Source organism: Pseudomonas sp. FSL R10-2189 (assembly GCF_009600325.1).
In the GTDB taxonomy this organism is placed as follows: Bacteria; Pseudomonadota; Gammaproteobacteria; order Pseudomonadales; family Pseudomonadaceae; genus Aquipseudomonas; species Aquipseudomonas helleri.
In genome coordinates this window covers 234117-258425 of the sequence record NZ_WIVZ01000003.1, presented here as the reverse complement: position 1 = coordinate 258425, position 24309 = coordinate 234117, and the positions used below count along the sequence as shown (strand labels likewise).

The following is a 24309-nucleotide window of genomic DNA, read 5'->3' as shown; positions in this document are numbered from 1 at the left end:
GTGCAGCAGGCGCCGCGGGTGCTGGTGGCGCTACCGGAGCCGGTGGCGCTGGCTTGACCGGTTGCGGTTTTTGCACCGGCTTGGGCTTGACCACCGGCTTGGGTTTTTCGATGGGCTTGGGCTTCTCCACGGGTTTGGGCGGTGGCTTGAGCGCATCTTCATCTTCTGGCGGCGCTACGGGCTCCGGCGGTGGCGGTGGTGGAGGTGGCTCTTCGACCGGCGGGGCCGGTGGCGCAGGGCTGCTCAGTTCTACGGTCATTTCCGGGATTTCGGGTGGCGTAATCACCGGCTCGGCCTTGGCGCGCTGGAAAAACCACCAGGCGCTGCCATGCAGCAGCACAACCACACCCACCAACAATAAAATGCGCGGCTTGCTCAGCCCGCCCGGCTGTGAGGTGTTGGGCACATGGGGGATATGTGTCCACTGTTGAACACGCTCAGCTGCCAATAGCGGGGCTGGCCGTTCTTTATGTTTTACCTCGTCACTCATTAAGAGTCCCTCGACAAAATGAAGGGCAATAAGGCTCCGTTCGCCCTTGCGTGCAGGGACGAGAACTAGTCGTTCAACGGTTGTTTCAATGGCGCACTGACAGGTGAATGTTTGCCTGTCAAAAGGCCTTAATCACTGCGCGAATAAAGGGTCATGTTGAGCTCCTGTTGGTTAAGTCAACGGATCCGGATTTTTGTAAGAATTCGTTAAGTTATGTATTGCAACGGCTATGCCAACAGTCAAAAAAAAGCCGCTTTGTCGGGTGGATATTTAAGCGCCAAGAGGCAGTTTTGTGCCTTAAGCCGCGTTAATAAGTGCTGAACTTAATTAACGCGGCTTAATAGCGGTTTTGAACTTGAGTTATAAACGTTGATAATCAATTTCTTTGTCTGACAATCTGACGAAAGTTAAGAGTTGTCAAAAAAAGTGCACCAAAGTAAGAGGGCGTGCCTATAAACAGTGCGGCCTATAAGGTCAGGGTTAAACGCTCTACCAGCGCACCCGGCAGTACATGGCTGTTCAGGCTGCGCCGCTCATAAGTCCCCGAATCGATGCACAGCGTTTGCTCGCGGGTCAGGGCCAACAAGTTGCTGCCGAGCAGGTTATACAGGCTGTCATCGAACCGCATGGTTTCGATGGGTGCGACGATGCGCCCGTTCTCCACCCAAAAGGTGGCAAAGCGGGTCATGCCGGTCAGACTGGCAGAGCCCACATCCGAATAGTTCAGGTACCACAAGTTACTGATGTACAAGCCGGTTCCCAGTTCGCGCAGCACGTCGCTACTGGCCAGTTCGCCGGGGGCCATGACCAGCGAGTGGGGCATTTCCCTGCGGTCGGCACCATTGGCCTGCAGGCCGTATTCAGCGGCCGAGCGCGAGCTGACCAGTTGCCCGACCAGCTTTCCGGCCTGGATCAGGTCGATGTCCTGGCGTGCTGTGCCGTCCGGGCCGAAGCCGGGCTCAAAGCCGGTGGACGGTTGTTCGCGCAGGCTGACCAAGGGGGATAACTGCTGTTTTCCGAGTTGCAACTGCTGCAATGCGCTCTGGCGGTTGGCAAAAGCCTTGGCTGAAAATGCGTCATAACTGAGCAAACCCAGCACTTCGTCCAGTGCTGCAGGGGCCAGATAAGCGCGGTACTGCCCCGGTTTGAGGCTGATGCGCGGTGTGCTCAGGTGCTTGAGTTGCTCACGGGCCTGAACAAACACGTCATTTAACGCTTGAGCATCCCACGTGGCTGAACCGTAGGTGCTTTTAACTGCTTCACCACTGGCATCAAACAGGCTCCAGTCGAACAGCGCATTGGCGCATTGATGCCAACCGTAAGCCCCCCAGCTATTGGCGAAGCCGCGATACAGCGTGCCACCGGCATAAATACCGACCATGTCCAGGCCCTGGCTCAAGTCGCAGATCGTGTCGATGACCTGCTGCAACTCGGGAACCTGCCCTGGCACTTGCCGTTCTGTGCTCCATTCTTGCGTATCGAGTAATAAATACGGGTCGGCGGGCAAAACTTCGAGCAGTGCGCGAAGCTCGGTCAGGGTGTGCCCGAGAGTGACGGCATCCTGTGCAAAATCGCCGCTGAGGTTAAGTTGCGCGCTGCTGTGGCGTTCGCCGCGGATCAGTCGCAGGGTCAATTCAAGTTGCAGCACCGGGTAAGCCTGGCGCACTTTGCCGTGGTTGAAACGCACGAACTGGCTGTCTTCGGCTTCAAACCACAGGGTGAACTGTTCATCAGTGTGCAACTGGCCTTTAAGCCAGTGTTCCAGCGCCTTGAACGCGCTGGCGAAACGGCAATTGCTCATCAGGCCTGGCCTCCGAATACATCTATATGACTGAACACACAGGCCGGAGAAGCGTGGCCCACGGTGACGACCTGGTTGGGTTCGCCTTTGCCGCAATTGGGGGTGCCCATGATCTGGTGGGTAGAGGCATCGCCCACGGCACTCAAGTTGCGCCAGAACTGCGATGAAATACCCCGATAATTCGGGTTTTTGACCACGGCTCCCAGCTCGCCGTTTTCGATCAACTGGCCCCATTCGCAGCCGAACTGGAACTTGTTGCGCGCATCATCGATCGACCACGAGCGGTTGCTGGCCATCAGGATGCCGTGCTCAATGCCGCCAATCAGTTGCTCCATCGACTGGTCGCCGGGTTCGATATTGAGGTTGGCCATGCGGTCAATCGGTGCCCGGTTCCAGCTGCAGGCGCGGCTGTTGGCGACGCCCGGCAAGTCGCTGCGGGCCTGGGACAGCGCGCCGCCCATGGGTCGCTGCAAAATCCCCTGGCTGATCAGCAAGTGTTTTTCGGCCGGCAAGCCTTCGTCGTCGTGGCTGTAGCTCACCAGTTCGCCGGGCACGCCGGGGTCGAAGCTGACATTCAGCAGGTCAGAGCCATAACGGTAATGGCCAAACATATCGGGGGTGACAAAGCTGGTGCCGGCGTAGTTGCGCTCATCACCGAGGATGCGGTCCAGTTCCAGCGGGTGACCGATGGATTCATGGATCTGCAGGATCATTTGATCCGGCATCAGCAGCACGTCCCGCGGGCCTTGCGGGGTGTTCGGGGCCAGCAGCAGTTGCAGGGCCTCGTCAGCGACGCGACGGGCCTGCTCGCTCAGTGCCGATTGAGTGACCACATTGGCGCCGCCTTGCTGGGCAAGGCTGTAGGTGCGGCGCTGGCTTTGCTGGCCGTCAAAAGCATTGACGCCCACCTCGGGGTACAGTTGCTGTTGGCTGCGCAGAATGTCGTTGCCCTGGTTGTCCAGGTACAGCTGTTGTTCTTGCACCACACGCAAACGAGCGGACCAGTGCACCAGTCGCGGGTCGCCGGGTACGCTCTGCGAGGTTTTCATCAACAGGGCCAGCCAGTCGGCGGTGTCCGGCAACGGCAGGTCCAGATCGGGTGAGCGGTAATGCGCCTGGACATCCCGTGTTTGCGGCGCTGGATAGTGCAGCAAGCTGCGGCCCCGTAGTGATTGGGCCGTGTGCTGGGCGCGCTCAAGTGCCTGTTGCAAACCCGGCGCGCTGATATCGCTGGTGGCTGCAAAGGCTTGTTGGCCGTCAATGTGTACGCAGACCATGACCCCGCAACTATGGCGCAGTGAAGGAGGTTCAATAACATTGCGCGACACGCCCAATGTTTGCGCTTGTTGTTCAACCAGACGCAATGAAATAAAACCGGGTATATCGGCACATGTTTGCATGAATCGTCTGAGTGACGATTGTGCGTGACTCATGATGAGTGTCCTTTCAAGTGCAAAGCACCGCGTGTTAATGGCGAGGGCTTTGGGTTAATAAGTTAATAAAAAGCGGCATTAAAAGTGCCGTAGTAGTTACGTGACCAATAATTCATCTTCGCGGGCATCTTTTTCACTTAACAAACCGTCGGACTGGTGTTGCCACAGTCGGTAATAGAGGCCTTTAAGTTCCAGTAAGTGTTGATGACTGCCGTCTTCAACAATCAAGCCTTTATCCAGCACCACAATCCGATCCAGATGCGCAATGGTCGACAGCCGGTGCGCAACAACCAGCACGGTTTTGTCCGCCATGATGTCGTCCAGGCTGCTTTGAATCAGGCTTTCGGTTTCGGAATCGAGGCTGGCGGTGGCTTCGTCGAGTACCAGAATCGGCGCGTTCTTGAGCAGGGCGCGGGCAATGGCGATGCGTTGGCGCTGACCGCCCGACAACTTGACCCCGCGCTCACCGATCAAGGCGTCATAGCCGTCTTGCATGTGCAGGATGAAGTCATGGGCGTGGGCCCGTTTGGCCGCCAGCACAATGGCCGATTCGTCGGCATCAACGTCGCCATAACCGATATTTTCCCGCAGGGAGCGGTGAAACAGGCCCGGCTCTTGCGGGATCAAGCCGATGTGGCTGTGCAGCGATTGCTGGGTCATGCCCTGAATATCTACGCCGTCGACTTCGACCTGACCTTTTTGCGGGTCGTAGGCACGCAGCAACAGGTTGAGCAGCGTTGACTTGCCCGAACCCGATAGGCCAACAATCCCGACGCGCTGTCCGGCTGCAATGTTCAGGTTGAAGTGTTTGAAAATCGGCTTGTCCGGGCTGTAGCCGAAGTTCACGTCACGAAACCGGATAGTGCCTTTTTCGATACGCGCGGGCAGGGCATCGGTACGGTCCGGCATTTCGTGAGGCTTGAGCAGGGTGTCGATACTGTTCTGGATGTTGCCGATCGATTCGAAAAACTGCATGAACTGCATGCTCAAATAACTGCACTGGGCCACGATCATCAGGCCCAGGGTGGCCACCATCACCAATTGGCCGACGTCTATCTTGCCCAGGTGCCACAGGTACAGCGCGACGGCCACCAGGCCAACGCGCAACACAATCGACAGGCTGTCTTGCAGCAGGCGGATTTTCTCCTGATAGAAAAACGAGCGCTGCGCGGCCTGTTTTTCTTGCGTCTGGTAGCGGTTCAGGTAGTCGAGTTCAAAGTCCTGGCGGGCAAACAGGCGGATGCTGGCCAGATTGCTGACCGCGTCGACAATCTTGCCAGTGGTCACGCTGCGCGCCTTGGCATGATCTGCGGCCAGTACTTGCGCTTTGCGTGACAGCACAAACGCCAGCAATGTATAGGCCAGCACCCACACCAGCAGGCCCAGCCCCAACCAGGGTGAGGCCAGTGTCAGCAGCACCAGGCTGGTGATCAGCACCACCAGAATCGGCAGCATGTCGACGATCAGGTTCCAGGTGATTTCCAGCAGGCCAATGCTGCCTTCACCGATGCGGTGGGCCAGGCTGCCAGCAAAATGCTCACCGAAATAGCGGGCCGAATGGCGCTGCAAATAGGCAAACAGGTCACGCACGATGCGTATTTTTTGCTGCGGCCGGACCATGATCATGCACAGCGTGGCGCCACGGGCGCAGAGCATTTGCGCCACGGCCAGGCCAAACAGCAGGCCCAGCGCGGGCAAGCTGGCTTGCCACAGGTCGGCGTGGTCCCACAGGCCGTCACTCACAGCACCGGTGATGCGGCCGATGGCATAAGGCATGAGGGTGGCGGTCATTGCCGCGCCGATTTGCAGCGCCGCGATTGCCCAATACCAGCGCGGGTACAGGCGCACGTAATGCCACACATAGGCCCAAGGCCGTTTGGGAGGAACGGTAATAGCGTCAAATTCAGACATGTCTGACCTTTTTTCAAAGCAAAGCGGTCCGCGTTGGCTGCTCGCGCAGAGACGGCCAATGGGGGGGCGAACAGGTGGAAAGCGCTTATCGGGTGATAGCGCAGCTCAGGCTATGTATCGATGCCGGGCGGGGTACACGAAGCGAACGCGCAGGCGTAAAGGCGGGGGAGTATTTGCAGCGAGTGCACATCAGACATCGTTATTATTCCTTTTGTACAGCTGATCAATGGCATGACTTTTGGTCTGCCGTTGCACTGAATGTGGACAGTTTTTACGTCCGCGTTCGCAATTGGTGCGGGTTACGCACCCCGGAAGCTGTGTTTTCAACCGGTGAATTGCCAACGTCCAATGACAAGGAAAATCTGTGCCAGTTTTGGTAAAGCTTTGTAAAAAATTAAAGTTTGCCTCGCGATCTTTTCAACGATCAAAAGATCGCGAGGCAAGCTCGCTCCTACAGGGAGGGTCAGGCGGTTACGCTGCTCGCTTGTAACAGCTCGCGGGTGTACGGGTGTTGCGGGTTGCCGAACAGGGTTTGCGCGTTGCCTTGCTCCACCACCTTGCCGTCCTTGATCACGATCATGTCGTGGGCCAGTGCATGCACCACCGCCAGGTCGTGGCTGATAAACAGGTAGGTCAGGCCGTGTTTGGCCTGTAAGTCACGCAGCAAGTCCACCACTTGTTTTTGCACGGTGCGGTCCAGCGCCGAGGTCGGTTCGTCGAGGAGGATCAACTCCGGTTCCATGATCAACGCCCGGGCGATGGAGATGCGCTGGCGTTGGCCGCCCGAAAATTCATGCGGGTAGCGATGGCGGCTTTCAGGGTCGAGCCCGACCTCTTGCAGTACACGGATCACCGCGGCTTCACGTTCCTGCACGGTGCCGATGTTGTGGGCCAGCAATCCCTCGCTGATGATTTGCTGCACCGACATGCGCGGGCTCAAGCTGCCAAACGGGTCTTGAAATACCACCTGCATATGCCGCCGCAACGGCCGCAGTTGGTCTTGGTTGAGGCCCCCGAGTTGCTGGCCGTCGAGTCGGATAGCCCCCTGCGATTCCACCAATCGCAACACCGCCTGACCGAGGGTGGATTTGCCCGAACCCGACTCACCGACAATGCCCAGGGTGCGGCCCTTTTTCAGCTCAAAACTGACCCCGTCCACGGCCTTGACGTAATGCCGCTCGCGGCTGAATAACGACTTGGGCAAAGGGAACCAGACCTTGAGGTCGTCGACCTGCAGCAGGTTGCTTTGATCGTCAGTTCGTACCGGGCTGCCGCTGGGCTCGGCCTCGATCAGCATGCGGCTGTAGGGGTGCTGCGGGGCTTTAAACAGATCCTCGCAGGTGGCTTGTTCGACGATCTCACCGCCGCGCATCACGCACACCCGCTGGGCGATTTTGCGCACCAGGTTGAGGTCGTGGCTGATGAGTAGCAACGACATGCCCAGACGCTGTTGCAGGTCGATCAGCAGCTCGAGGATTTTTTGCTGCACAGTGACGTCCAGCGCCGTGGTCGGTTCGTCAGCGATCAGCAACTCTGGCTCATTGGCCAGCGCCATGGCGATCATCACCCGCTGGCGCTGGCCGCCAGACAGTTGATGCGGATACGCATTGAGGCGATGTTGCGGGTCGCGAATCCCTACCAGTTCCAGCAGTTCAAGGGTTCTGGCTCGTGCTTCGCGTTTTTTTAGGCCCTTGTGGGTGATCAGCACTTCGCTGACTTGCTTTTCGACGGTGTGCAGCGGGTTGAGTGAGGTCATCGGCTCCTGGAAAATCATCGCAATGCGGTTGCCGCGCAGGCTGCGCAGTTGCGCAGGGCTGGCGCTCACCAAGTCGATGCCGTTGTAGCGGATGCTGCCTTGGGTTTCGACGTTTTTGCCGGGCAGCAGGCGCAGGATCGAGTGCGCCGTCACCGACTTGCCCGAGCCCGACTCGCCCACCAACGCCAGGCATTCGCCACGGCGGATATCCAGGTTGACCCCGTGCACCACTTCACGCCCGGCAAAGCCGACGCGCAGGTCACGTATTTCGATCAGTGTGTCGCTCATCTCAACTCCTTGGATCAAACGCGTCACGGCAGGCTTCGCCGATAAACACCAGTAGCGACAAAATCAGTGCCAGCACACAGAACGCAGTCAGGCCCAGCCAGGGGGCTTGCAGATTGCGTTTGGCCTGGCCAATCAGCTCTCCCAGCGAGGCGGTGCCGGGCGGCATGCCGAAGCCGAGAAAATCCAGGGCGGTGAGGGTGGCAATTGCGCCGGTCAAAATGAACGGGATGTAGGTCAAGGTCGAGGTCATGGCGTTGGGCAAAATGTGCCGACGCATCAGCGCGCCATTGGTCAAGCCCAAGGCCCGGGCGGCTTTGACGTATTCCAGATTGCGCCCGCGCAAAAACTCGGCGCGCACCACGTCGACCAAGGCCAGCCAGCTGAACAGCGCCATGATGCCCAGCAACCACCAAAAGCTTGGGGCGATAAAGCCCGAGAGGATGATCAGCAGGTACAGCACCGGCAACCCGGCCCAAACCTCTTGCAGGCGTTGGCCGATCAGGTCCACCAGGCCGCCGTAAAAGCCCTGTAAGGCGCCTGCCGTGATGCCCACCAGCGCACTGATGGCGGTGAGGATCAAGGCAAACAGGATCGAAATCCGCGCGCCAAAGATCACCCGCGCCAACACGTCACGGGCCTGCTCATCGGTGCCCAGCCAGTTACTGCTGCTGGGCGGGCTTGGGGAGGGCACCTTGAGGTCGTAGTTGACCGTATCGGAACTGAACGGGATGGGCGCAAAGAGCATCCAGCCGCCTTGCCCGGTGATGAGTGTCTGCACGTATTCGCTGCGGTAATCCGGCTCGAAAGGCAGTTCGCCGCCGAAGTCGGTTTCAAGGTGGCTGGAGACAATCGGGAAATACCATTGGTCTTTGAAGTGAATGGCCAAGGGTTTGTCGTTGGCAATCAATTCGCCGCACAGGCAGACCACAAACAGACCGATAAACAGCCACAGCGACCACCAGCCCCGACGGTTGGCCTTGAAGTGGGCGAAGCGCCGACGGCTCAGGGGAGAGAGGGTAAACATCAGGCATTCCTCGCCGAGAAGTCGATACGGGGGTCGAGCAGGGTGTAGCAAATGTCGCCGATCAACTTGATCAACAGCCCGAACAGGGTGAACAGAAACAGCGTGCCAAACACCACCGGGTAATCGCGGGATATCGCCGCCTCGTAGCTCATGCGGCCGATGCCATCGAGGTTGAAAATGGTTTCGATCAGCAAGGAACCGGCAAAGAACACTTCGATCAGCGCTTGCGGCACACCGGCCACCACCAGCAACATGGCGTTGCGCAACACATGGCCGTAGAGCACGCGTTTTTCGGTCAGGCCTTTGGCCCGCGCAGTGACCACGTACTGGCGACTGATTTCATTCAAGAAGCTGTTTTTGGTGAGGATGGTCAGGGTCGCAAAGCCGCCGATCACCAGCGCGCTTACCGGCAAGACCATGTGCCACAGGTAGTCGGCGATCTTGCCGAAAAAGCTCAGGCTGTCGAAGTCGTCCGAGACCATGCCCTGGATCGGAAACCAGCTCACATAACTGCCGCCCGCGAACACCACGATCAGCAAAATGGCAAACAGAAACGCGGGCATGGCGTAGCCAATGATGATCGCGGTGCTGGTCCACACATCAAATTTGCTGCCGTTGTGAATGGCCTTGCGAATGCCCAGCGGGATCGAGATCAGGTAGGTGATGAGGGTGGCCCACAAGCCTAGCGAGATCGACACCGGGAGCTTCTGCAAGATCAGGTCAGTGACCTTGGCCCCACGAAAAAAGCTGTTGCCGAAATCCAGCTGCGCGTAGTTCTTGAGCATCAGCCACAAGCGCTCGTGCATCGGTTTGTCGAAGCCGTAATGTTTGGTGATTTCCTCGATCAGGGCCGGATCCAGGCCCCGGCTGCTGCGGCTGGCACCGGAACCCCCGGCGGCAATTTCACCGCCGCCACCGCCCACTCCGGCACCGCTGAAGCCCTGCAAACGTGCAATGGCCTGTTCAACCGGGCCGCCGGGTGCGGCCTGAACAATCAAAAAGTTCACCACCAGAATGCACAGCAAGGTGGGGATGATGAGCAACAAACGTCGACTGATGTAATGCAGCATCTCAATGCTCCTTCAGCTGCGCGTTGGTTTGCGCGGTTTTGCTGACTTCCCACCAGGTGTCCAGGCCTTCATCGAACTTGGGTTCGATGGCTGGGCGGCCGAAGCGGTTCTGGTACACGGTCGGGGTGCCGATGGAGTAGTAGTTGGGAATCATGTAGTAGCCCCATTGCAGCACGCGATCGAGGGCGCGGGCGTAATGCACCATCTCCTCGCGGCTGTTGGCTTGCACCAGCCCGTCGAGCAGGGTGTCGACCGCCGGGTCGCGCAGCACAAATGAGTTGGACGAGCCGACCTGGGTGGCGCTGCCTGAGCCGAACATGTCGTACATCTCGCGGCCCGGCGAGACGATGGGCTGGCCGCTGCGCGGAAACGCCACCACGATCATGTCGTAGTCGCGCGCATTGAGGCGGTTGATATACTGCGCGGAGTCGACCTTGCGAATCTCCATGGTGATACCGATCTGCGCCAGGGTGCGCTTGTACGGCATGACCATGCGGTCAAAACCGCCCTGACCATCGAGGAAGGTGAACGTGAACGGTTCCCCTTGGGCATTCACCAGTTGGTTGTTCTTGGGCGTCCAGCCTGCCTCTTTGAGCAGCGCCAGGGCTTGCAGCTGTTTGTCGCGGATGTAGCCGCTGCCATCGGTTTTCGGCGCCTGATAGACCTGGGTGAAGACTTCATCGGGGATCTTGCCGCGCAGCGGTTCAAGAATTTCCAGCTCGCGGGCGTCGGGCAGGGCGGTGGCGGCCATGTCGCTTTTCGGGAAGTAGCTCTGCAGACGCACATAGAAGTTGCGCATCATTTGTTTGTTGGTCCACTCAAAGTCCCACAACAGGCTCAACGCCTGGCGCACCCGGCGATCCTGGAACGCCGGGTTTTGCAGGTTGAAGGCAAAGCCCTGGGGCGCGCCCGGTTTGTCCTTGGCAAATACCCCGCGTTGCAGGCGCCCGTCTGTCAGGGCCGGGCTGTCATAGCCGATGCTGAAACCGGTGGCCGAGAATTCGCGGTTGTAATCAAACGCACCGGCTTTGAGCAGTTGCCGGGCGATGTCGGTGTCACTGTAGAAATTCACTGTCAGGCGGTCGAAGTTGTACAAGCCCTTGCTCACGGGCAAGTCTTTGGCCCACCAATCGGGGTTGCGTGCAAACGTGATGCTGCGGCCCGGGTCGACGTTGGACACGGTGTACGGGCCGCTGCCCAGAGGCGGTTCGAAGCCGCCGCCATTGGCGAAGTCGCGGGTCTTCCACCAGTGTTCGGGGAGGACATGCAGGCTGGCCAGGTCCAGCGCCAGGGTGCGGTTCTGGTTGCTTTTAAAGTCGAAGCGAATTTGCCTCGGGCCTTCGATGACCACGTCTTTGACCTCGCCGTAGAGCATGCGATAGCTCAGGCTGCCTTGGGTCATCAGGGTGTTGTAGGTAAAGGCGACGTCTTGCGCGGTGATGGCTGTGCCGTCGCTAAAACGGGCTTTAGGGTTGAGGTAAAAACGTACCCAGAGGCCGTCAGGGTCGCGCTCCATCTGTTGCGCGATCAATCCGTAGACCGTGTAGGGCTCGTCCAGTGAGCGAAAGGCCAGGGGCTCATAGACCCACTGATCTACTTGCACGACACCGGTGCCCTGGTCGACGTAGGGCACGATGTGATTGAACTGGCCGATTTCCATCGCGGCCCGGCTCAGCGAGCCGCCTTTGGGCGCGTTGGGGTTCACAAATTCAAAATGCTTGAAGTCGGCGGGGTACTTGGCTGCCTCGCCATAGACCGTCATGGCCGGGCCGGGCGCAGCGCTGACAGTCAGGCACACGCACGACAGCGCGGGCACCAGCAGCGAGCGGAGCAGGGGCATGAAAAATGAAGACATGATGGGGTTTCCTTGTGCCGCGTGTGGAGCCATCTACTGTGTTGAATAAACCCGCAGCCTTGCGCTTGGCAAGGCTGCGGGAGTCACTGTGGGAGCGGGCTTGCTCGCGATTCAGGCGATAAGGTCCTGATCCAGCACCAGGTCGATGCCATCGCGGGCAAGCCCGGCTCCCACACAATCAACGTCGTGAACGAATCAGAAGTGGTAAGTCGCACGGGCGAAGAAGGTACGGCCCAGTGGGTCGGTGTAGCGTGGATCGTACCCGCTCTGGAAGTTATAAGCCTGGTTGGTGAATGGCGGGTCGCGGTCAAACAGGTTTTTCACGCCCACGTCCAGATCGACGGTTTTGTCGAAGGTGTAACCGGCCGAAATATCCCACAAGGTGTACGACGCCACGCGGCTGTGGGTGCTTGGGTCGAAGTCGTTGTAGGCGCTGGTGAAACGGTTGACCAGCGAGCCACGGTAAGGCCCCAGGTTCCAGGTGCCGCTCAACACGTGTTTCCAGCGCGCGACTACGCCGACACCCTGGAAGTCACCCACGTTGTCGGTGTAGTTGCCGCCAATGGTGGTCTGGTAGTCGTAGCGAGTGACGTAGGTCCCTTGCAGGCCCAGACCAAATTGACCGTAAGGCGTGTTGGGGAATTTGTAGTCAGCGCTGACATCGACACCGCTGGTTTTGACCGCACCCAGGTTGGCGTTGCCGGTTTGCACGTAGTTGATCGAGCCGTCGGGGTTACGGATGTAACGATCGGCATAGGCATTTGGATCGTCAAATACCGTTGATTCCGGGAACTCGGCAATCTGGTTGGCGATGTGGATCCACCAGAAATCCAGGCCAACCGACAGGTCACGAACCGGCTGATAGACGAAGCCCAGGGTCAGGTTGCGCGCGGTTTCTGGCGACAGGTTGGTGTTGCCGCCAGTGCGCCGGTGGAACTGCTGACCGCAATCGCGGCCCGCATCACCGCCCGGTTGCACGGTGCCGTTGGTGCACAGTTTAGGGTCGTTGTAGAAGCCCTGGGTGTAGGTCAGGTATTCGGGGTTGTACAGCTCATACAGCGAGGGCGCGCGGAAACCTTCGCTGTACGCACCGCGTACCACCAGTTCCTTGAGGGGCTGGTAACGGAACGAGTATTTCGGGTTGGTGGTGCTGCCAAAGTCGCTGTATTTGTCGTGACGCACGGCGGCCGACAGTTCCAGGGTGTCCAGTACCGGTACGTTCAATTCGGTGTACACCGCCTTCACGTTACGGTCTGCCGAGACGCGGGCGTTAGGGTCGACGCCGAGGCTGGCCAGATCGTCTGCAAAGGCTGCGTAGCTCTGCTGGTAAGCCTCGTGGCGGTACTCGCCACCGATGGCCAGCCCGGCCGGGCCTGCACCAAACCAGTCGCCGACTTCGCGACTGGCACGGCCATCGATGCCCGACACGCGCCCTACCGAAGAGATGTACTGGCCACGGTACTGGCTGGCGTCGATCAGGCGCTGGCCGGCTGCGCTTTGCGGGCCGAACGGGTTGATAATGCCATTGGCGATCCCGTCGAGCATGGCTGAGTCGCTGACAAAACCGCCCGTGAGGCTTTCGGTGACCTGGTTCTGGTTGTACGAAGCGCCGAGGTTGTAGTCCCAGCCTTTGGCCACGCCGTCAAAGCTCAGCACCACGCGCTGGCTGGTGTTCTGGTCTTTGGTTGAGCGCCCGCCGGCAGCGGTTTCGCGCCAGTTCAGGCCCACCGGTTGGCTGGGGTCAAAAGACGCGCTGGTGGAGCCGGGTGTGATGCCATTGCCCGGGAAGTACGGCGATGTCGGGTCCAGGGTGACGCCGACCAGGTTCGCCGGGGCAATGTTCACCGAGTTGTTGTTGCGCGCCCAGAAGTACTCCAGGTTGACGTTGTCGTCATCGGTGATCTTGCCGGTGGCGCGGCCGAAGAAGGAGGTCTTTTCGGTTTCAGGCAACAGGTCCAGGTAAGTGCGCGTGTTGTAGCGGCACACACCTTGGCGCGCGACCAGGTTGGGGCCGTCGCAGTTGCTGGCGGACAGCGGGTTGGTGGTCACGCCATTCTGGCTGTAGTTGGCCGGGTAAGAAACGCCGGAGGTCTGGTCCAGGCCGCGGCCGGGGACGTAACTTTTCGAGAACGAGCGATCTGTGGCTTTCAAGCTGTCCTGCTTGTTGTAGCCGATTACGCCGAACACGTTGAAGCGGTCTTGCTCCAGGTCGCCGTAACCCCAGCTGGCGTTCAGGTCGTGGCTGTTGCCGCCACCGCTGTGGCCGGGGGCTTCGCCGCCGAGGGTCAGGGTGCCGTCAGTCAGGGACTTTTTGGTGATGAAGTTGATCACCCCGCCGATGGCGTCGGTGCCGTACAACGCCGATGCGCCGTCGCGCAGGATCTCTACGCGGTAAATGGCCGCGAAGGGAATGGTGTTGATGTCGACCGCCGAGCCATCGATGGCGTTGTTGCCCAGGCGACGGCCGTTGAGCAGCACCAGGGTTTTATTGGAGCCGATGCCGCGCATGTCGGCAAAGCTGGCACCGCCCGAAGAGGAACCCACGGAACTGGCCGCGTTGATCGTCGACTGGTTGCCGGTGACCCGTTGCAGGATTTGCGCCGTGGTGGTGACCCCTTCATTGCGCAGTTGTTCGATGTTGAGAATGGTAATGGGCACTGCCGTTTCGGCGTCTACCCGGCGAATGGCCGACCCGGTGACCTCGACGCGTTGCAGTTGTGTGGTGGGTGCAGCTGAATCATCTGTCGCATTTGCTTCAGCCGCCTGAAGCTGGCCAGCGCTCATCCCCAGAGCGACCAGGTACAACGGCACCCAACGATGCCGTTGCAGGCTTGCAACCAATGGCTTTACGTTAAAACCAGAACGCTTACTCTGCATGGTTCCATCCGACTTTTTTAGATGTTTATTGGAATGGCCTTGTGGGCCCTCATGACTCCGGTTGGGTTGTGTAGACCCTGGCAAATCACTTTTTTCAAGCAAGCCGCTCCCCCAGTGCGGACAAACAGCGTCCGTACGCGGCCTTGGTAGTGCATGGTTACAACGGGATCTATTAACTAAGGCATGACAGCTCAATGTTAAGTTTTGTTAACTTTGATAAAGCAACCGGTGTGCCAATACGTTTAATTGATGTGGGTCATGTGAACTTTTTTATATTTTTTATATAAATAAGCGGTGCGGGGTATGCAGAGGGTTTTGAGCGGGGTTTTAAACAGGAACGGGTAGCGTGTACATTGTCTGACAATCAGGCGGGCCGTGGCTTTGCTGTTAAAAATGGAACACCTTTGAAACACCTGTTTGACAGCTATGAGTACAGTGAGGTTATTGGGTTATAGCGTTAGCGTTAAAGGATCTATAACGGTAGAAGCGAGCGTGCCTCGCGATCTTTTGAATATTGAAAAGATCGCGAGGCACGCTCGCTCCTACAGAGGGGATTTAAAGTTCGGTAATGGTTTCGGGTTGGTCACTATCGCTTAATAAACCATCTGACTGGTGTTGCCATAAACGGTAATACAGACCTTGTTGTTCCAGCAGTTGTGCGTGGTTGCCATCTTCAACAATCGAGCCGTTATCCAATACGACAATACGGTCCAGGTGGGCGAGGGTGGACAGACGATGGGCAACGACCAACACGGTCTTGTCGGCCATGATGTCGTCGAGGCTGTTCTGGATCAGGCTTTCGGTCTCGGAATCGAGGCTGGCGGTGGCTTCGTCCAGCACCAGGATCGGCGCGTTCTTGAGCAACGCCCGGGCAATGGCGATGCGCTGGCGTTGCCCTCCCGACAGTTTGACCCCGCGTTCGCCAATCAAGGCGTCGTAGCCTTCGGGCATTTGCAGAATAAACTCGTGGGCATGCGCTCGTTGCGCGGCCTGGGCGATTTGCTCATCGCTGGCCTGCACGTCGCCATAGCCTATGTTCTCGCGCAATGAGCGATGGAACAGCCCCGGTTCCTGCGGGATCAAGGCGATATGCGTGTGCAGCGATTGCTGGGTCATCCCCAGCACATTCAGGCCATCGACTTCGATGGTGCCGCCTTGCGGATCATAAGAGCGTAACAACAGGTTGAGCAGGGTGGATTTGCCCGAACCCGACAGGCCGACAATCCCGACCCTCTGCCCGGCCGGGATGTCCAGATTGAAGTGTCGGAAAATCGGTTTGCCGGGGTTGTAGCTGAAATCCACATTGCGAAAGTGGATCGAGCCTTTATCGATCAGCGCCGGTTGGGCGTCTTTGCGATCCGGCATTTCGTGGGGTTGCAGCAGGGTATTGATGCTGTTTTCGATGTTGCCGACAAACTCGAAAAAGTGCATGAACTGCATGCTCAAGAAGCTGCACTGGGCCACGATCATCAGGCCCAGCGTAGCCACCATCACCAGTTGCCCGACATCAATCTTGCCCAGGTGCCACAGGTACAGCGCCAGTGCCACCAGGCCCACGCGCAGCACGATGGACAGGCTGTCTTGCAGCAGGCGGATTTTTTCCTGGTAGAAGAATGAGCGTTGCGCGGCCTTTTTTTCGGTGGACTGGTAGCGGCTCAAATAGCCCAGTTCGAAGTCCTGGCGGGCGAACAGGCGGATGCTGCTGAGGTTGCTCACCGCATCGACGATTTTGCCGGTGGTGACGCTGCGGGTCTTGGCGTGGTCATTGGCCAGCACTTGGGCTTTGCGTGACAGCACGTACGCGAGCAATGAATAACTCACAACCCACACCAGCAGGCCCAGACCGAGCCAGGGCGAGGCGAGGGTAAGCAATACCAGGCTAGTGGTCAGCACCACCAGAATCGGCAACATCTCGACGATCAACACCCACGTGGCATCCAGCAGGCCAATGCTGCCTTCGCTGATGCGCTGGGCCAGACTGCCAGCAAAGTGTTCGCCGAAATAACGCGGTGAGTGCTGTTGCAGGTAGGCGAACAGGTCGCGGGTGATCTGTACCTTCTGTTGCGGGCGCACCATGATCATGCAGAAGGTCGCGCCGCGGGCAAACAGCATCTGCGCCACGGCCAGGCCGAACAGCAGGCCGAGTGCTGGAAGGCTGGCCTGGAGCAAATCGGTGTGGTCCCACAGCCCTTCACTGACGGCGCCGGTGATACGGCCGATGGCATACGGCATGAGGGTGGCAGCCATCGCGGCGCCGACCTGAAGCAAGGCAATGGCCCAGTACCAACCGGGGTTTTGGCGGATGTAATGCCAGACGAAAGCCGCCGGCCGTTTAGGTGGAACAGTGATAGCACCAAACTCAGACATGACTTCCCTTTACGTAGTCGCAGAAATGCAAGCGCGCAAACGCAAGAAAGAAATGTGCCAAGTTGTTACTGAGGACAGAAAAAGACAATTTCGCCACGCACATCTTTGTAGCCGCTGCCGAAGGCTGCGATAAGGGCCGAAGGACCTTTGGGGGGCTGCGCCCCCATCGCAGCCTGCGGCAGCGGCTACAGGATGTGGTGATTAACCCACGTTGATCAGGCTTTGCCGGCAGTGCAGGGTCAGTCTGGCGCCACCGCCTTTGCGGCTGCCGACTTCGAGGTTAAAGCCGTGCAAATTGACAATGGCGGCCACGATGGACAGGCCCAGACCAAAGCCGCTGTGTTTGTCGTCGCAGCGGTAGAAACGCTGGAATACCGCCTCACGTTCGGCCTCGGGGATACCGGGGCCGGTGTCGAGCACTTCAATCAGCGGACTGCCGTCTTCGTTGGCGGCACGCAAAATCACTTCGCCGCCCGGCGGGGTGAACTTGATCGAGTTACTCAGCAGATTGGCCAGTGCCTCAAACAGCAAGGCGCGGTCGCCGGTCACGCCGGGAAGCGTGGGCGGGGTGTCCAGAGTCAACGTGACCTGGCCTTCTTCCGCCAGTGGCAGGTAAAAGTCGTACAGCTCCTGCAACAAGGCCAGCGGGTCCAGCGGCAGGAAGCCCGAGCGCCGTTGGTGGTCTTCCAGTTCGGAAATCCGCAATAGCCCGCGAAAGCGTGCCATCAGGGTGTCGGTTTCACCAATCACTTCGTCCAGTTGCAGCGCCTCGGGCGAGCCTTCTGCTGCTTGCTGCTGGATCCGGTACAACTGCGCGCGCAGGCGGGTGAGCGGGGTGCGCAGGTCGTGGGCGATGTTGTCGCACACGCCTTTGACTTCGTGCATCAGCCGCTCAATGCGGTCGAGCATGGCGTTGACGATGGCGGCCAGCATGTCCAGTTCGTCACGCCGGTTGGACAGCGGCAAACGGTAGGTCAGGTCGCCCGAGACAATCGCCTCGGCACTGGCCTGGATCGCCCGAATGCGTTGCAACGGACGGCGGCGCAACAGGTGCCAGCCCGCAATCCCGGGGATGATGGTCAGCGACAGGCCCCAGAACAGCGCGTGCAAGATGATGCGCGTCACCGCGAACAACGAGCCGTTATCGCGCACCAGCACCAGCAGGCGACCATCCTGGGTTTGGGTGGCTACCGCGTCGCAACTGTCTCGCGGCAGGTCAGGGTCGTCGGAGTTAATGCAGTTGGCCAGTTCGTGGATCTGGCCATCGAGGGGCAGGTCCGGCGGAATGGCCAGGATCGGCCCGCTGATGGGCCGGTGTTGCGCATCGAACAGCCCATAAGCATCTACTGTTCGAAGATCGAACGTCATGCTGGTGGCAAGCGCGTCATCCAGTTGCCCGCCTGTAAAGCGGGCAAACAGGTGTTGGCGCTGCATCAGCGAATGCTTGGCCAGGTTGCCCAGGTAGTCCGAGACCTCGTAATACAGCACCCCCATGAGGATGCAGCTCCAGGCCACGAACAAAAAACTGTAGAGAGCCAGCAGTCGGCTGCTGGAGGAGCGCCAGCCCTTAGAGGGGTTCGGCAATGACATAACCCGAGCCTCGAACGGTACGAATCAGGGGCACCAGGCCCGGCGGGTCGATTTTCTTGCGCAGGCGACCAATGTGCACGTCGATCAGGTTGGTGCCAGGGTCAAAGTGATAGCCCCAGACTTCTTCGAAAATCATCATGCGCGAGAGGATTTGCCCGGTGTTGCGCATCAAAAATTCCAGCAGCTTGTACTCGGTGGGCAGCAGGCTCAGTTGCTGCTCGGCGCGGCTGGCTTCGCGGGTGATCAGGTTGAGCTCAAGGTCAGCGACCCGCAACGATGTTTCGTGCTTGTCGACCGGGCTTTTGCGGCGCAGCAAGACTTCAACCCGGGCGGCCATTTCGTCGCTGGCAAAGGGTTTGGTCAGGTAGTCATCACCGCCGGCACGCAAGCCGCGCACCCGCTCGTCCACGTCGGAGAGGGCGCTGATCATCAGAATCGGTGTGCTGACCCCAATAGTGCGCAATGTGGTTACAATCGCCAGGCCGTCCAGCTCGGGGAGCATGCGGTCCAGGGTAATCAGGTCATAGTCGCCACTCACGGCGCGAACCAGGCCCTCACGGCCATTGGCGACCCAGTCAACTTCCAGCCCGTGGCTACTCAGTTCAGCCACGATCTCTTTCGCCGTTACGGCATCATCTTCGATGGTCAAAATGCGGGTCATACCGTCACCTGATTGGCCTTTGTCAGCAGTGAGCACATTTTGCCCACAAAAAGCTGAAACGTTTCTTAATTATTCTTCATGTTCAGCCTGGCGTCAGAATAGGCTAGCCGATTTGGTGTTTGATGCCCGTACACTGTCGCGTTGAGGTATAACCCGTCAGCGTTTTTGATTTAGGACCCTGTGTTATGCAAACCCCCACGCAACGGCCGCTGTGGCAGATCTATCTGATCTTTCTGGCGCCGATGGTGCTGTCCAATTTTCTGCAGAGTTTTTCCGGCACCCTCAACGGGATTTACGTGGGTCAATTGCTCGGTACCCAGGCGCTGGCAGCGGTCTCGGGTATGTTTCCGATTGTGTTTTTCTTTATTGCGCTGGTTATCGGCCTGGGTGCCGGTGCCTCGGTGCTGATCGGCCAGGCCTGGGGTGCGCGTGAAACCTCCATGGTCAAACAGATCACCGGTGCCACGCTGACCTTGGGCGCGTTGGTCGGGTTGCTGGCAGCGGTGCTCGGCAGCCTCTTTGCGCGCCCGGCGATGCAAGCGCTGGGCACGCCGGTTGACGTGCTCGACGAAGCCGTCGGCTATGCGCGGGTGATGATGCTGATCATGCCGTTGCTGCTGGTGTTTATCCTGTTCACCCAGTTATTGCGCGGGGTCAGTGACACCGTATCGCCCTTGCTGGCGCTGATGGTTTCAACGGCCGTGGGCTTGCTGCTGACCCCGGCGCTGATCCTCGGCTGGGCCGGTTTGCCGCAGATGGGCATCCAGAGCGCGGCGGTGGCGGGGCTGTTCGGTAACGTACTGGCGATGGTGTTTCTGGTGTTGCGTTTACGTCATAAAAACCACGTGATGGCCCCGGATCGCGAGTTGTGGCTGGCGTTGCGCCTGAACCGCGAAATCCTCGCCAAAGTGCTGCGCATCGGTTTGCCGACGGGCCTGCAAATGGTGGTGCTGTCGCTGTCGGAACTGGTGATTCTGGCGCTGGTCAACAGCCATGGCTCGCAAGCCACTGCGGCGTATGGCGCAGTGACGCAAATCGTCAACTACGTGCAGTTTCCGGCCCTGTCGATTGCCATTACCGCGTCCATTCTTGGTGCTCAAGCGATCGGTGCAGGGCGTATCGAGCGTATCGGGCCTATCTTGCGCACCGGTTTGCTGATCAACCTGTGCCTGACCGGCACCTTGATCCTGCTGGGGTATGTACTGTCCGACTGGCTGCTGGGGCTATTCATCACCGATGCGCAAGCGCATGTGCGCGCCGAGCATCTACTGCACATCATGCTCTGGAGCATTCTGGTGTTCGGCTTTCAGTCGGCCATTGGCGGCATCATGCGGGCCAGCGGCGTGGTGCTGGTGCCGATGAGCATCACCATATTTTGCGTACTGTGCATCGAGCTGCCGGTGGCATATGCCCTCAATGCGCACTTCGGCCTGGAGGGGGTGTGGATGGCCTTTCCTGTGACGTACATCGCGATGTTGGTCATGCAGACCGCGTATTACCGACTGGTTTGGCGGCATAAACCGATTCAGCGGTTGGTCTAGGACTGGCTTTTTGACTGGCGCTGCTTAAGATGGCCGACACTTGACTGTCATCGGCCTGGGATCGGCGCCAATGTTGAACAAAGACACCATCTCTATCCAGTTGGTGCGCGAAGCGCTGTTGCAAAGCTGTGTAACCACAGGCGCCATGCACGTAGTGCTGCAAAAGGTCGGCATTGACCCGGCGCTGCTCGACGCGCCGCACGCGCGTGTTCCAGCCATGGCCTATGCACGCATGTGGCGGCTGTTGGCGCGGCGCCTTGATGACGAGTTTTTCGGCATGGACCCGCGCAAGCTTCGCGCTGGCAGCCTGGAGTTTATGTGCCGCTCGGCCATGGCTCAGCCTACCCTTGCGCAGGGCGTGGAACTGGTGCTGGGTTTTTTGTCGCTGATGCTTGAGCGTTTGCCGGCGCGTCTGGTGCGCCAGCAGAGCGTGGCCGAAATCGTCTTGCATGAGCCTGAAGTGTCGTCGAGCCGTGCCTTCACCTACTTTGCCTACTGGATGATCGTGCACGGCGTGACCTGCTGGCTGGCAGGGCGGCGGATCCCGATTCTGGCCATTGAGTTGCGCTGTTCGCAGCCTGATTACTGCGACGACTATGAGGTGATGTTTTCCGAAAACCTGCGTTTTGATCGGCCACGCACGCGGATGATCTTTGCGGCCGATTACCTGGATGCACCGATCAAGCGCAGCAACGAAGAGCTGCAGCGATTTTTGGCCCAGGCCCCCGCCAATATCCTGGTCAAATACCGCGATCCGCAAAGCCTGGCGAGCCAGATCAAACAAGACCTTCGACAGCTACCCGCCGAGCAGTGGCCTGAAACCCAAGCCATGGCGCAAAGCCTGTGCATGTCGGCTTCCACCTTGCGCCGACGTCTGGCCGAGGAGGGGCAAACCTTCCAGGGGCTCAAGGACGGCGTGCGTAAAGAGTTGGCGATTGGTTGGCTGGCTGAACCGGACCACAGTTTTGCGGACATTGCCCTGCGTTTGGGCTTTGCCGATACCAGCTCGTTTTACAAAGCCTTTCGCAAATGGTCCGGTACCAACCCGGGGCACTACCGCAGTCTGATTTTGAGCGGTAGCTGAGGGATTACTTGTTCGCTTTGATGGTTGCTACATCTGCGGCTTTGACCTTGATGTGCTTGCCGGCGATATCCTCGAACTCATAAAAGCCGCTGGTACTTTTGGTGTTGGGCATGTCTTTGGTCAGGTACTGCGTGCCGTTTTGCAAGGTCACCACAGTGGGGGTTGCGCAACCAGCCAGTGCCAAAACCGCCACCATGACCACTGGCAAACCGATAATGCTGATCTTCATACGACGTGTACCTTGAACTGTCTGCGAATTAAGTGTTGAGCCCGCTGAGCGCTGCGTCTGGCTCTGCGTTTTTAAAAGGGCCGATTTTTTCAGCGCGCTTTATACCAACCCTGCGTCGGGTATTGAAGCGCAATCATATACAAGACCAGGCGTGTGGCTTGCCTGATTACCTGTCGGTTCCCTGTCAGTGCAGCCCGGTGCGTCTGCGCCTTGAGTGTGGTGATTATTAGACGCCTTTTTCAGACTTGGTTCGCTTAGACCTACGATTAAAACGGAATTTTCGTATGGGTAGCTTCCGTAAAGCGCTTTAGTGCATATATTTAACCCGCATCTCTTTTTAAAAGGACTGTAGTGGATGTCTCTTGGGCCATTGGAAACGTCGAAAACCTCCCCGTTTGTGCGCGTGCGAACCTTGCGTAACCGTGTGGGTTTGACGTTTGTCGCCTGTTTGTCGGTGCTTGCGGGGATGACCGATGCCATCGGTTTTCTGGCGGTCGGTGATTTCATTTCGTTTATGAGCGGTAACACCACGCGGCTGGCCGTGGCCATTGCCCAGGGCGATACGCAGGTGATCTTGCGCCTTGGGTTTGCGGTACTGGCGTTTGTTGCCGGGAATGCGCTGGGGGTGGTTTTTGCACGCTGGGGCGGCCGCCGGGCGTTGCCCTTGATGTTGCTGATTTCGGCCTTGCTGTGCACGGCGGCTTTGTTGCCATTGCAGTCGCAAGTAACGGTATTGCTGACGGCAGTGCTGGCCATGGGCATGGTCAATGCGGCGGTCGAGCAGGTGAATGGCTTGCAGGTTGGGCTGACTTATGTGACGGGGGCGTTGTCACGTTTTGGCCGCAGCCTGGGGCGCTGGATATTGGGTGAGCGGCGGCCCAACTGGCATTTGCAGGTGGTGCCGTGGACGGGCATGTTGGCCGGTGCCGTCGCGGGGGCGGCGCTGGAGTCGCAATTTGGCATACGGGCCATGTTGTTCAGCGCGGGGCTGGCGGCGTTCCTGGGGTTGGTATCGCTAAAAATCCCGCGTAGCTGGCAGCGTGATTACATGCCGCGATAGCGCGTTCTTGTAGCAGTTGACGAGCCTTGCGAGGCTACGTCCGGTTGCGCAGCAGCCGTAAAGCCTTGGGGCCAAGATCAAAAGATCGCGAGGCAAGCTCGCTCCTACAGGGGGGAGGGGGGCGTTCTTGTAGGCTGCGATGCTACACCTTGGATAATCCGGACTTAACTAAATAAAAGTACATCCCGTATATCTCGCAAAACTTTGGAACAATCTGCTGTCAGATCGCGGCTGTGGCTTTGTCAGTTAGCGTGTAGTTTGCCCGACGTTGTTATTAATGCATTGGCTTAAACAAAAATAAAGGCCAATTGCTATTATTTTGTTCAAGGGGCTAAACATGCTGAGTATTGCGCCAGGAAAAACGTTTATCGCTACATGCTTTGTTTACGTTGTTTCAACCAGCAGTGTGGCCAGTACGGCACCTGCGGACCCACTGCATATTGCCGGTCACTATAAGTGCACGGGATTTGACAGCCATGACGGCCCTTTAAAGGGGGATCTTATATTGACGCTTGATGAAGAGGCCAGTCAGTTTGAGAAAAGTTTTGGCACTTATCGATTAACGCTCAATGTTGGAACTGAGCAAGTACCCATTACTTACTCGGGGTATGCCGCTGCGCAAGGGCAGTTATTGTCGATCTACTTTGCCAATGACAGCGCTGAGGCGCCAACAGACCGTGGCGTGGGGCTTGGCGTCATCACCCACGATCAGGACAGTCAAGGCCATTACACGACGACTCTGCATAAATCCTATTATCTACCCGACTATATGCGCGGTAGCCAAGAGGGTTATGGGCCTGGTGGTCGAGGCACTGAAACGTGTATTAAAACGTCGTCTATTTAATACCCATAAAAAACCCCGGAGGTTATCCGGGGTTTTTATCGGGCGGACGTTATCAGCTGTAGCTGTTAACTTTAACCAGGGCTTGCTCGGTTTGAGCTTTTTCCCAGGTCAGTGTCAATGTTTGCAGCACGCGCGCAATAAACTCTTTATCGGCAGCGGCTTTTTTGCCCACGTAGCCTTGGCCACGACGGTACATCTTGAGATGAGCTCGCATGTGTGGGCGCTCTTTCTCGAATTGGGTTTCTTCCTTGCACGCAACAACCGGTTCAATACGTACAGTGCCTTCATTGCACACCCACAGGATGTGGTCGTTCAGCGTGTCTTTCTGAGCAGCGAAGAGTCGAGCCAGCTCGTTAACAGTCGGTTGATTATTCAGGTTCATAGCTAACTCCTTGACCACTCGTTGATCTGTCTAATTGATTCGCGCA

General features: G+C 58.4%; 17 protein-coding genes and 1 pseudogene. 4 read left to right on the top strand and 14 right to left on the bottom strand.

From position 1 onward, the window contains the following. From GHO32_RS04375 to GHO32_RS04320, 12 genes and pseudogenes are all read right to left on the bottom strand, one after another. Nucleotides 1–490, bottom strand: a pseudogene (locus GHO32_RS04375) (energy transducer TonB); the annotation flags it as partial. Between the two features lie 466 nt (nucleotides 491–956). Continuing rightward, nucleotides 957–2291: a TldD/PmbA family protein gene (locus GHO32_RS04370; protein ID WP_153336981.1), complete on the bottom strand. Its 1335-nt coding sequence runs from the start codon at nucleotides 2289–2291 to the stop codon at nucleotides 957–959. Then, on the bottom strand, nucleotides 2291–3724 hold the full coding sequence (locus GHO32_RS04365; RefSeq protein WP_372239784.1) for a TldD/PmbA family protein: 1434 nt from the start codon (nucleotides 3722–3724) through the stop codon (nucleotides 2291–2293). Before GHO32_RS04365 ends, GHO32_RS04370 begins: the two co-directional genes overlap by 1 nt. A 96-nt stretch (nucleotides 3725–3820) precedes the next feature. Further along, a complete protein-coding gene (locus GHO32_RS04360) occupies nucleotides 3821–5635 on the bottom strand; it encodes an ABC transporter ATP-binding protein (protein WP_153333187.1) in 1815 nt (604 codons plus the stop codon). Between the two features lie 463 nt (nucleotides 5636–6098). Then, entirely contained in the window at nucleotides 6099–7679 is a 1581-nt protein-coding gene (locus GHO32_RS04355) for an ABC transporter ATP-binding protein (RefSeq protein WP_153333185.1), read from the bottom strand. A 1-nt stretch (nucleotide 7680) separates the two neighbouring features. Continuing rightward, nucleotides 7681–8703 carry an ABC transporter permease gene (locus tag GHO32_RS04350; RefSeq protein ID WP_048369974.1) on the bottom strand — a complete coding sequence of 341 codons (1023 nt, stop codon included), beginning with the start codon at nucleotides 8701–8703 and terminating at the stop codon, nucleotides 7681–7683. Continuing rightward, a complete protein-coding gene (locus GHO32_RS04345; protein ID WP_153333183.1) occupies nucleotides 8703–9773 on the bottom strand; it encodes a microcin C ABC transporter permease YejB in 1071 nt (356 codons plus the stop codon). Before GHO32_RS04345 ends, GHO32_RS04350 begins: the two co-directional genes overlap by 1 nt. 1 nt (nucleotide 9774) lies before the next feature. Next, the gene (locus GHO32_RS04340; RefSeq protein ID WP_371924514.1) at nucleotides 9775–11613 is read right to left on the bottom strand and encodes an extracellular solute-binding protein; all 1839 of its coding nucleotides are present in this window, start codon (nucleotides 11611–11613) and stop codon (nucleotides 9775–9777) included. A 210-nt stretch (nucleotides 11614–11823) separates the two neighbouring features. Next, nucleotides 11824–14607 (bottom strand): TonB-dependent receptor, encoded by a 2784-nt coding sequence (locus GHO32_RS04335; RefSeq protein ID WP_178113838.1) that lies wholly within the window; start codon nucleotides 14605–14607, stop codon nucleotides 11824–11826. Between the two features lie 453 nt (nucleotides 14608–15060). Then, a complete protein-coding gene (locus GHO32_RS04330) occupies nucleotides 15061–16872 on the bottom strand; it encodes an ABC transporter ATP-binding protein (protein ID WP_178113837.1) in 1812 nt (603 codons plus the stop codon). A 201-nt stretch (nucleotides 16873–17073) separates the two neighbouring features. Beyond that, nucleotides 17074–18462: a HAMP domain-containing sensor histidine kinase gene (locus GHO32_RS04325; protein WP_153333177.1), complete on the bottom strand. Its 1389-nt coding sequence runs from the start codon at nucleotides 18460–18462 to the stop codon at nucleotides 17074–17076. Next, complete coding sequence (locus GHO32_RS04320) at nucleotides 18440–19123, bottom strand: response regulator transcription factor (RefSeq protein ID WP_048369980.1); 684 nt, start codon at nucleotides 19121–19123, stop codon at nucleotides 18440–18442. The genes GHO32_RS04325 and GHO32_RS04320 overlap by 23 nt, the downstream gene beginning before the upstream one ends. A 185-nt stretch (nucleotides 19124–19308) precedes the next feature. Between GHO32_RS04320 and GHO32_RS04315 the strand changes: the two genes are divergently transcribed. Beyond that, on the top strand, nucleotides 19309–20664 hold the full coding sequence (locus tag GHO32_RS04315; RefSeq protein ID WP_153333175.1) for an MATE family efflux transporter: 1356 nt from the start codon (nucleotides 19309–19311) through the stop codon (nucleotides 20662–20664). Nucleotides 20665–20734: 70 nt separating this feature from the next. Beyond that, nucleotides 20735–21748, top strand: a complete 1014-nt coding sequence (locus tag GHO32_RS04310) for an AraC family transcriptional regulator (RefSeq protein WP_153333173.1) — start codon at nucleotides 20735–20737, stop codon at nucleotides 21746–21748. Between the two features lie 4 nt (nucleotides 21749–21752). Here GHO32_RS04310 and GHO32_RS04305 read toward each other — a convergent pair whose 3' ends face one another. Then, the gene (locus GHO32_RS04305) at nucleotides 21753–21977 is read right to left on the bottom strand and encodes a YgdI/YgdR family lipoprotein (RefSeq protein WP_048391386.1); all 225 of its coding nucleotides are present in this window, start codon (nucleotides 21975–21977) and stop codon (nucleotides 21753–21755) included. A 355-nt stretch (nucleotides 21978–22332) separates the two neighbouring features. On the opposite strand from GHO32_RS04305, the gene GHO32_RS04300 reads away from it, so the two are divergent. Together GHO32_RS04300 and GHO32_RS04295 are read left to right on the top strand one after the other, a co-directional pair. Continuing rightward, entirely contained in the window at nucleotides 22333–23037 is a 705-nt protein-coding gene (locus GHO32_RS04300) for a YoaK family protein (protein ID WP_153333171.1), read from the top strand. A gap of 337 nt (nucleotides 23038–23374) precedes the next feature. Continuing rightward, nucleotides 23375–23881, top strand: coding sequence for a hypothetical protein (locus tag GHO32_RS04295; RefSeq protein ID WP_153333169.1), 507 nt, complete (start codon nucleotides 23375–23377; stop codon nucleotides 23879–23881). A 52-nt stretch (nucleotides 23882–23933) separates the two neighbouring features. On the opposite strand, the gene GHO32_RS04290 is transcribed toward GHO32_RS04295, so the two are convergent. Further along, nucleotides 23934–24263 (bottom strand): hypothetical protein, encoded by a 330-nt coding sequence (locus GHO32_RS04290; protein ID WP_048369992.1) that lies wholly within the window; start codon nucleotides 24261–24263, stop codon nucleotides 23934–23936. Nucleotides 24264–24309 lie beyond the last annotated feature (46 nt).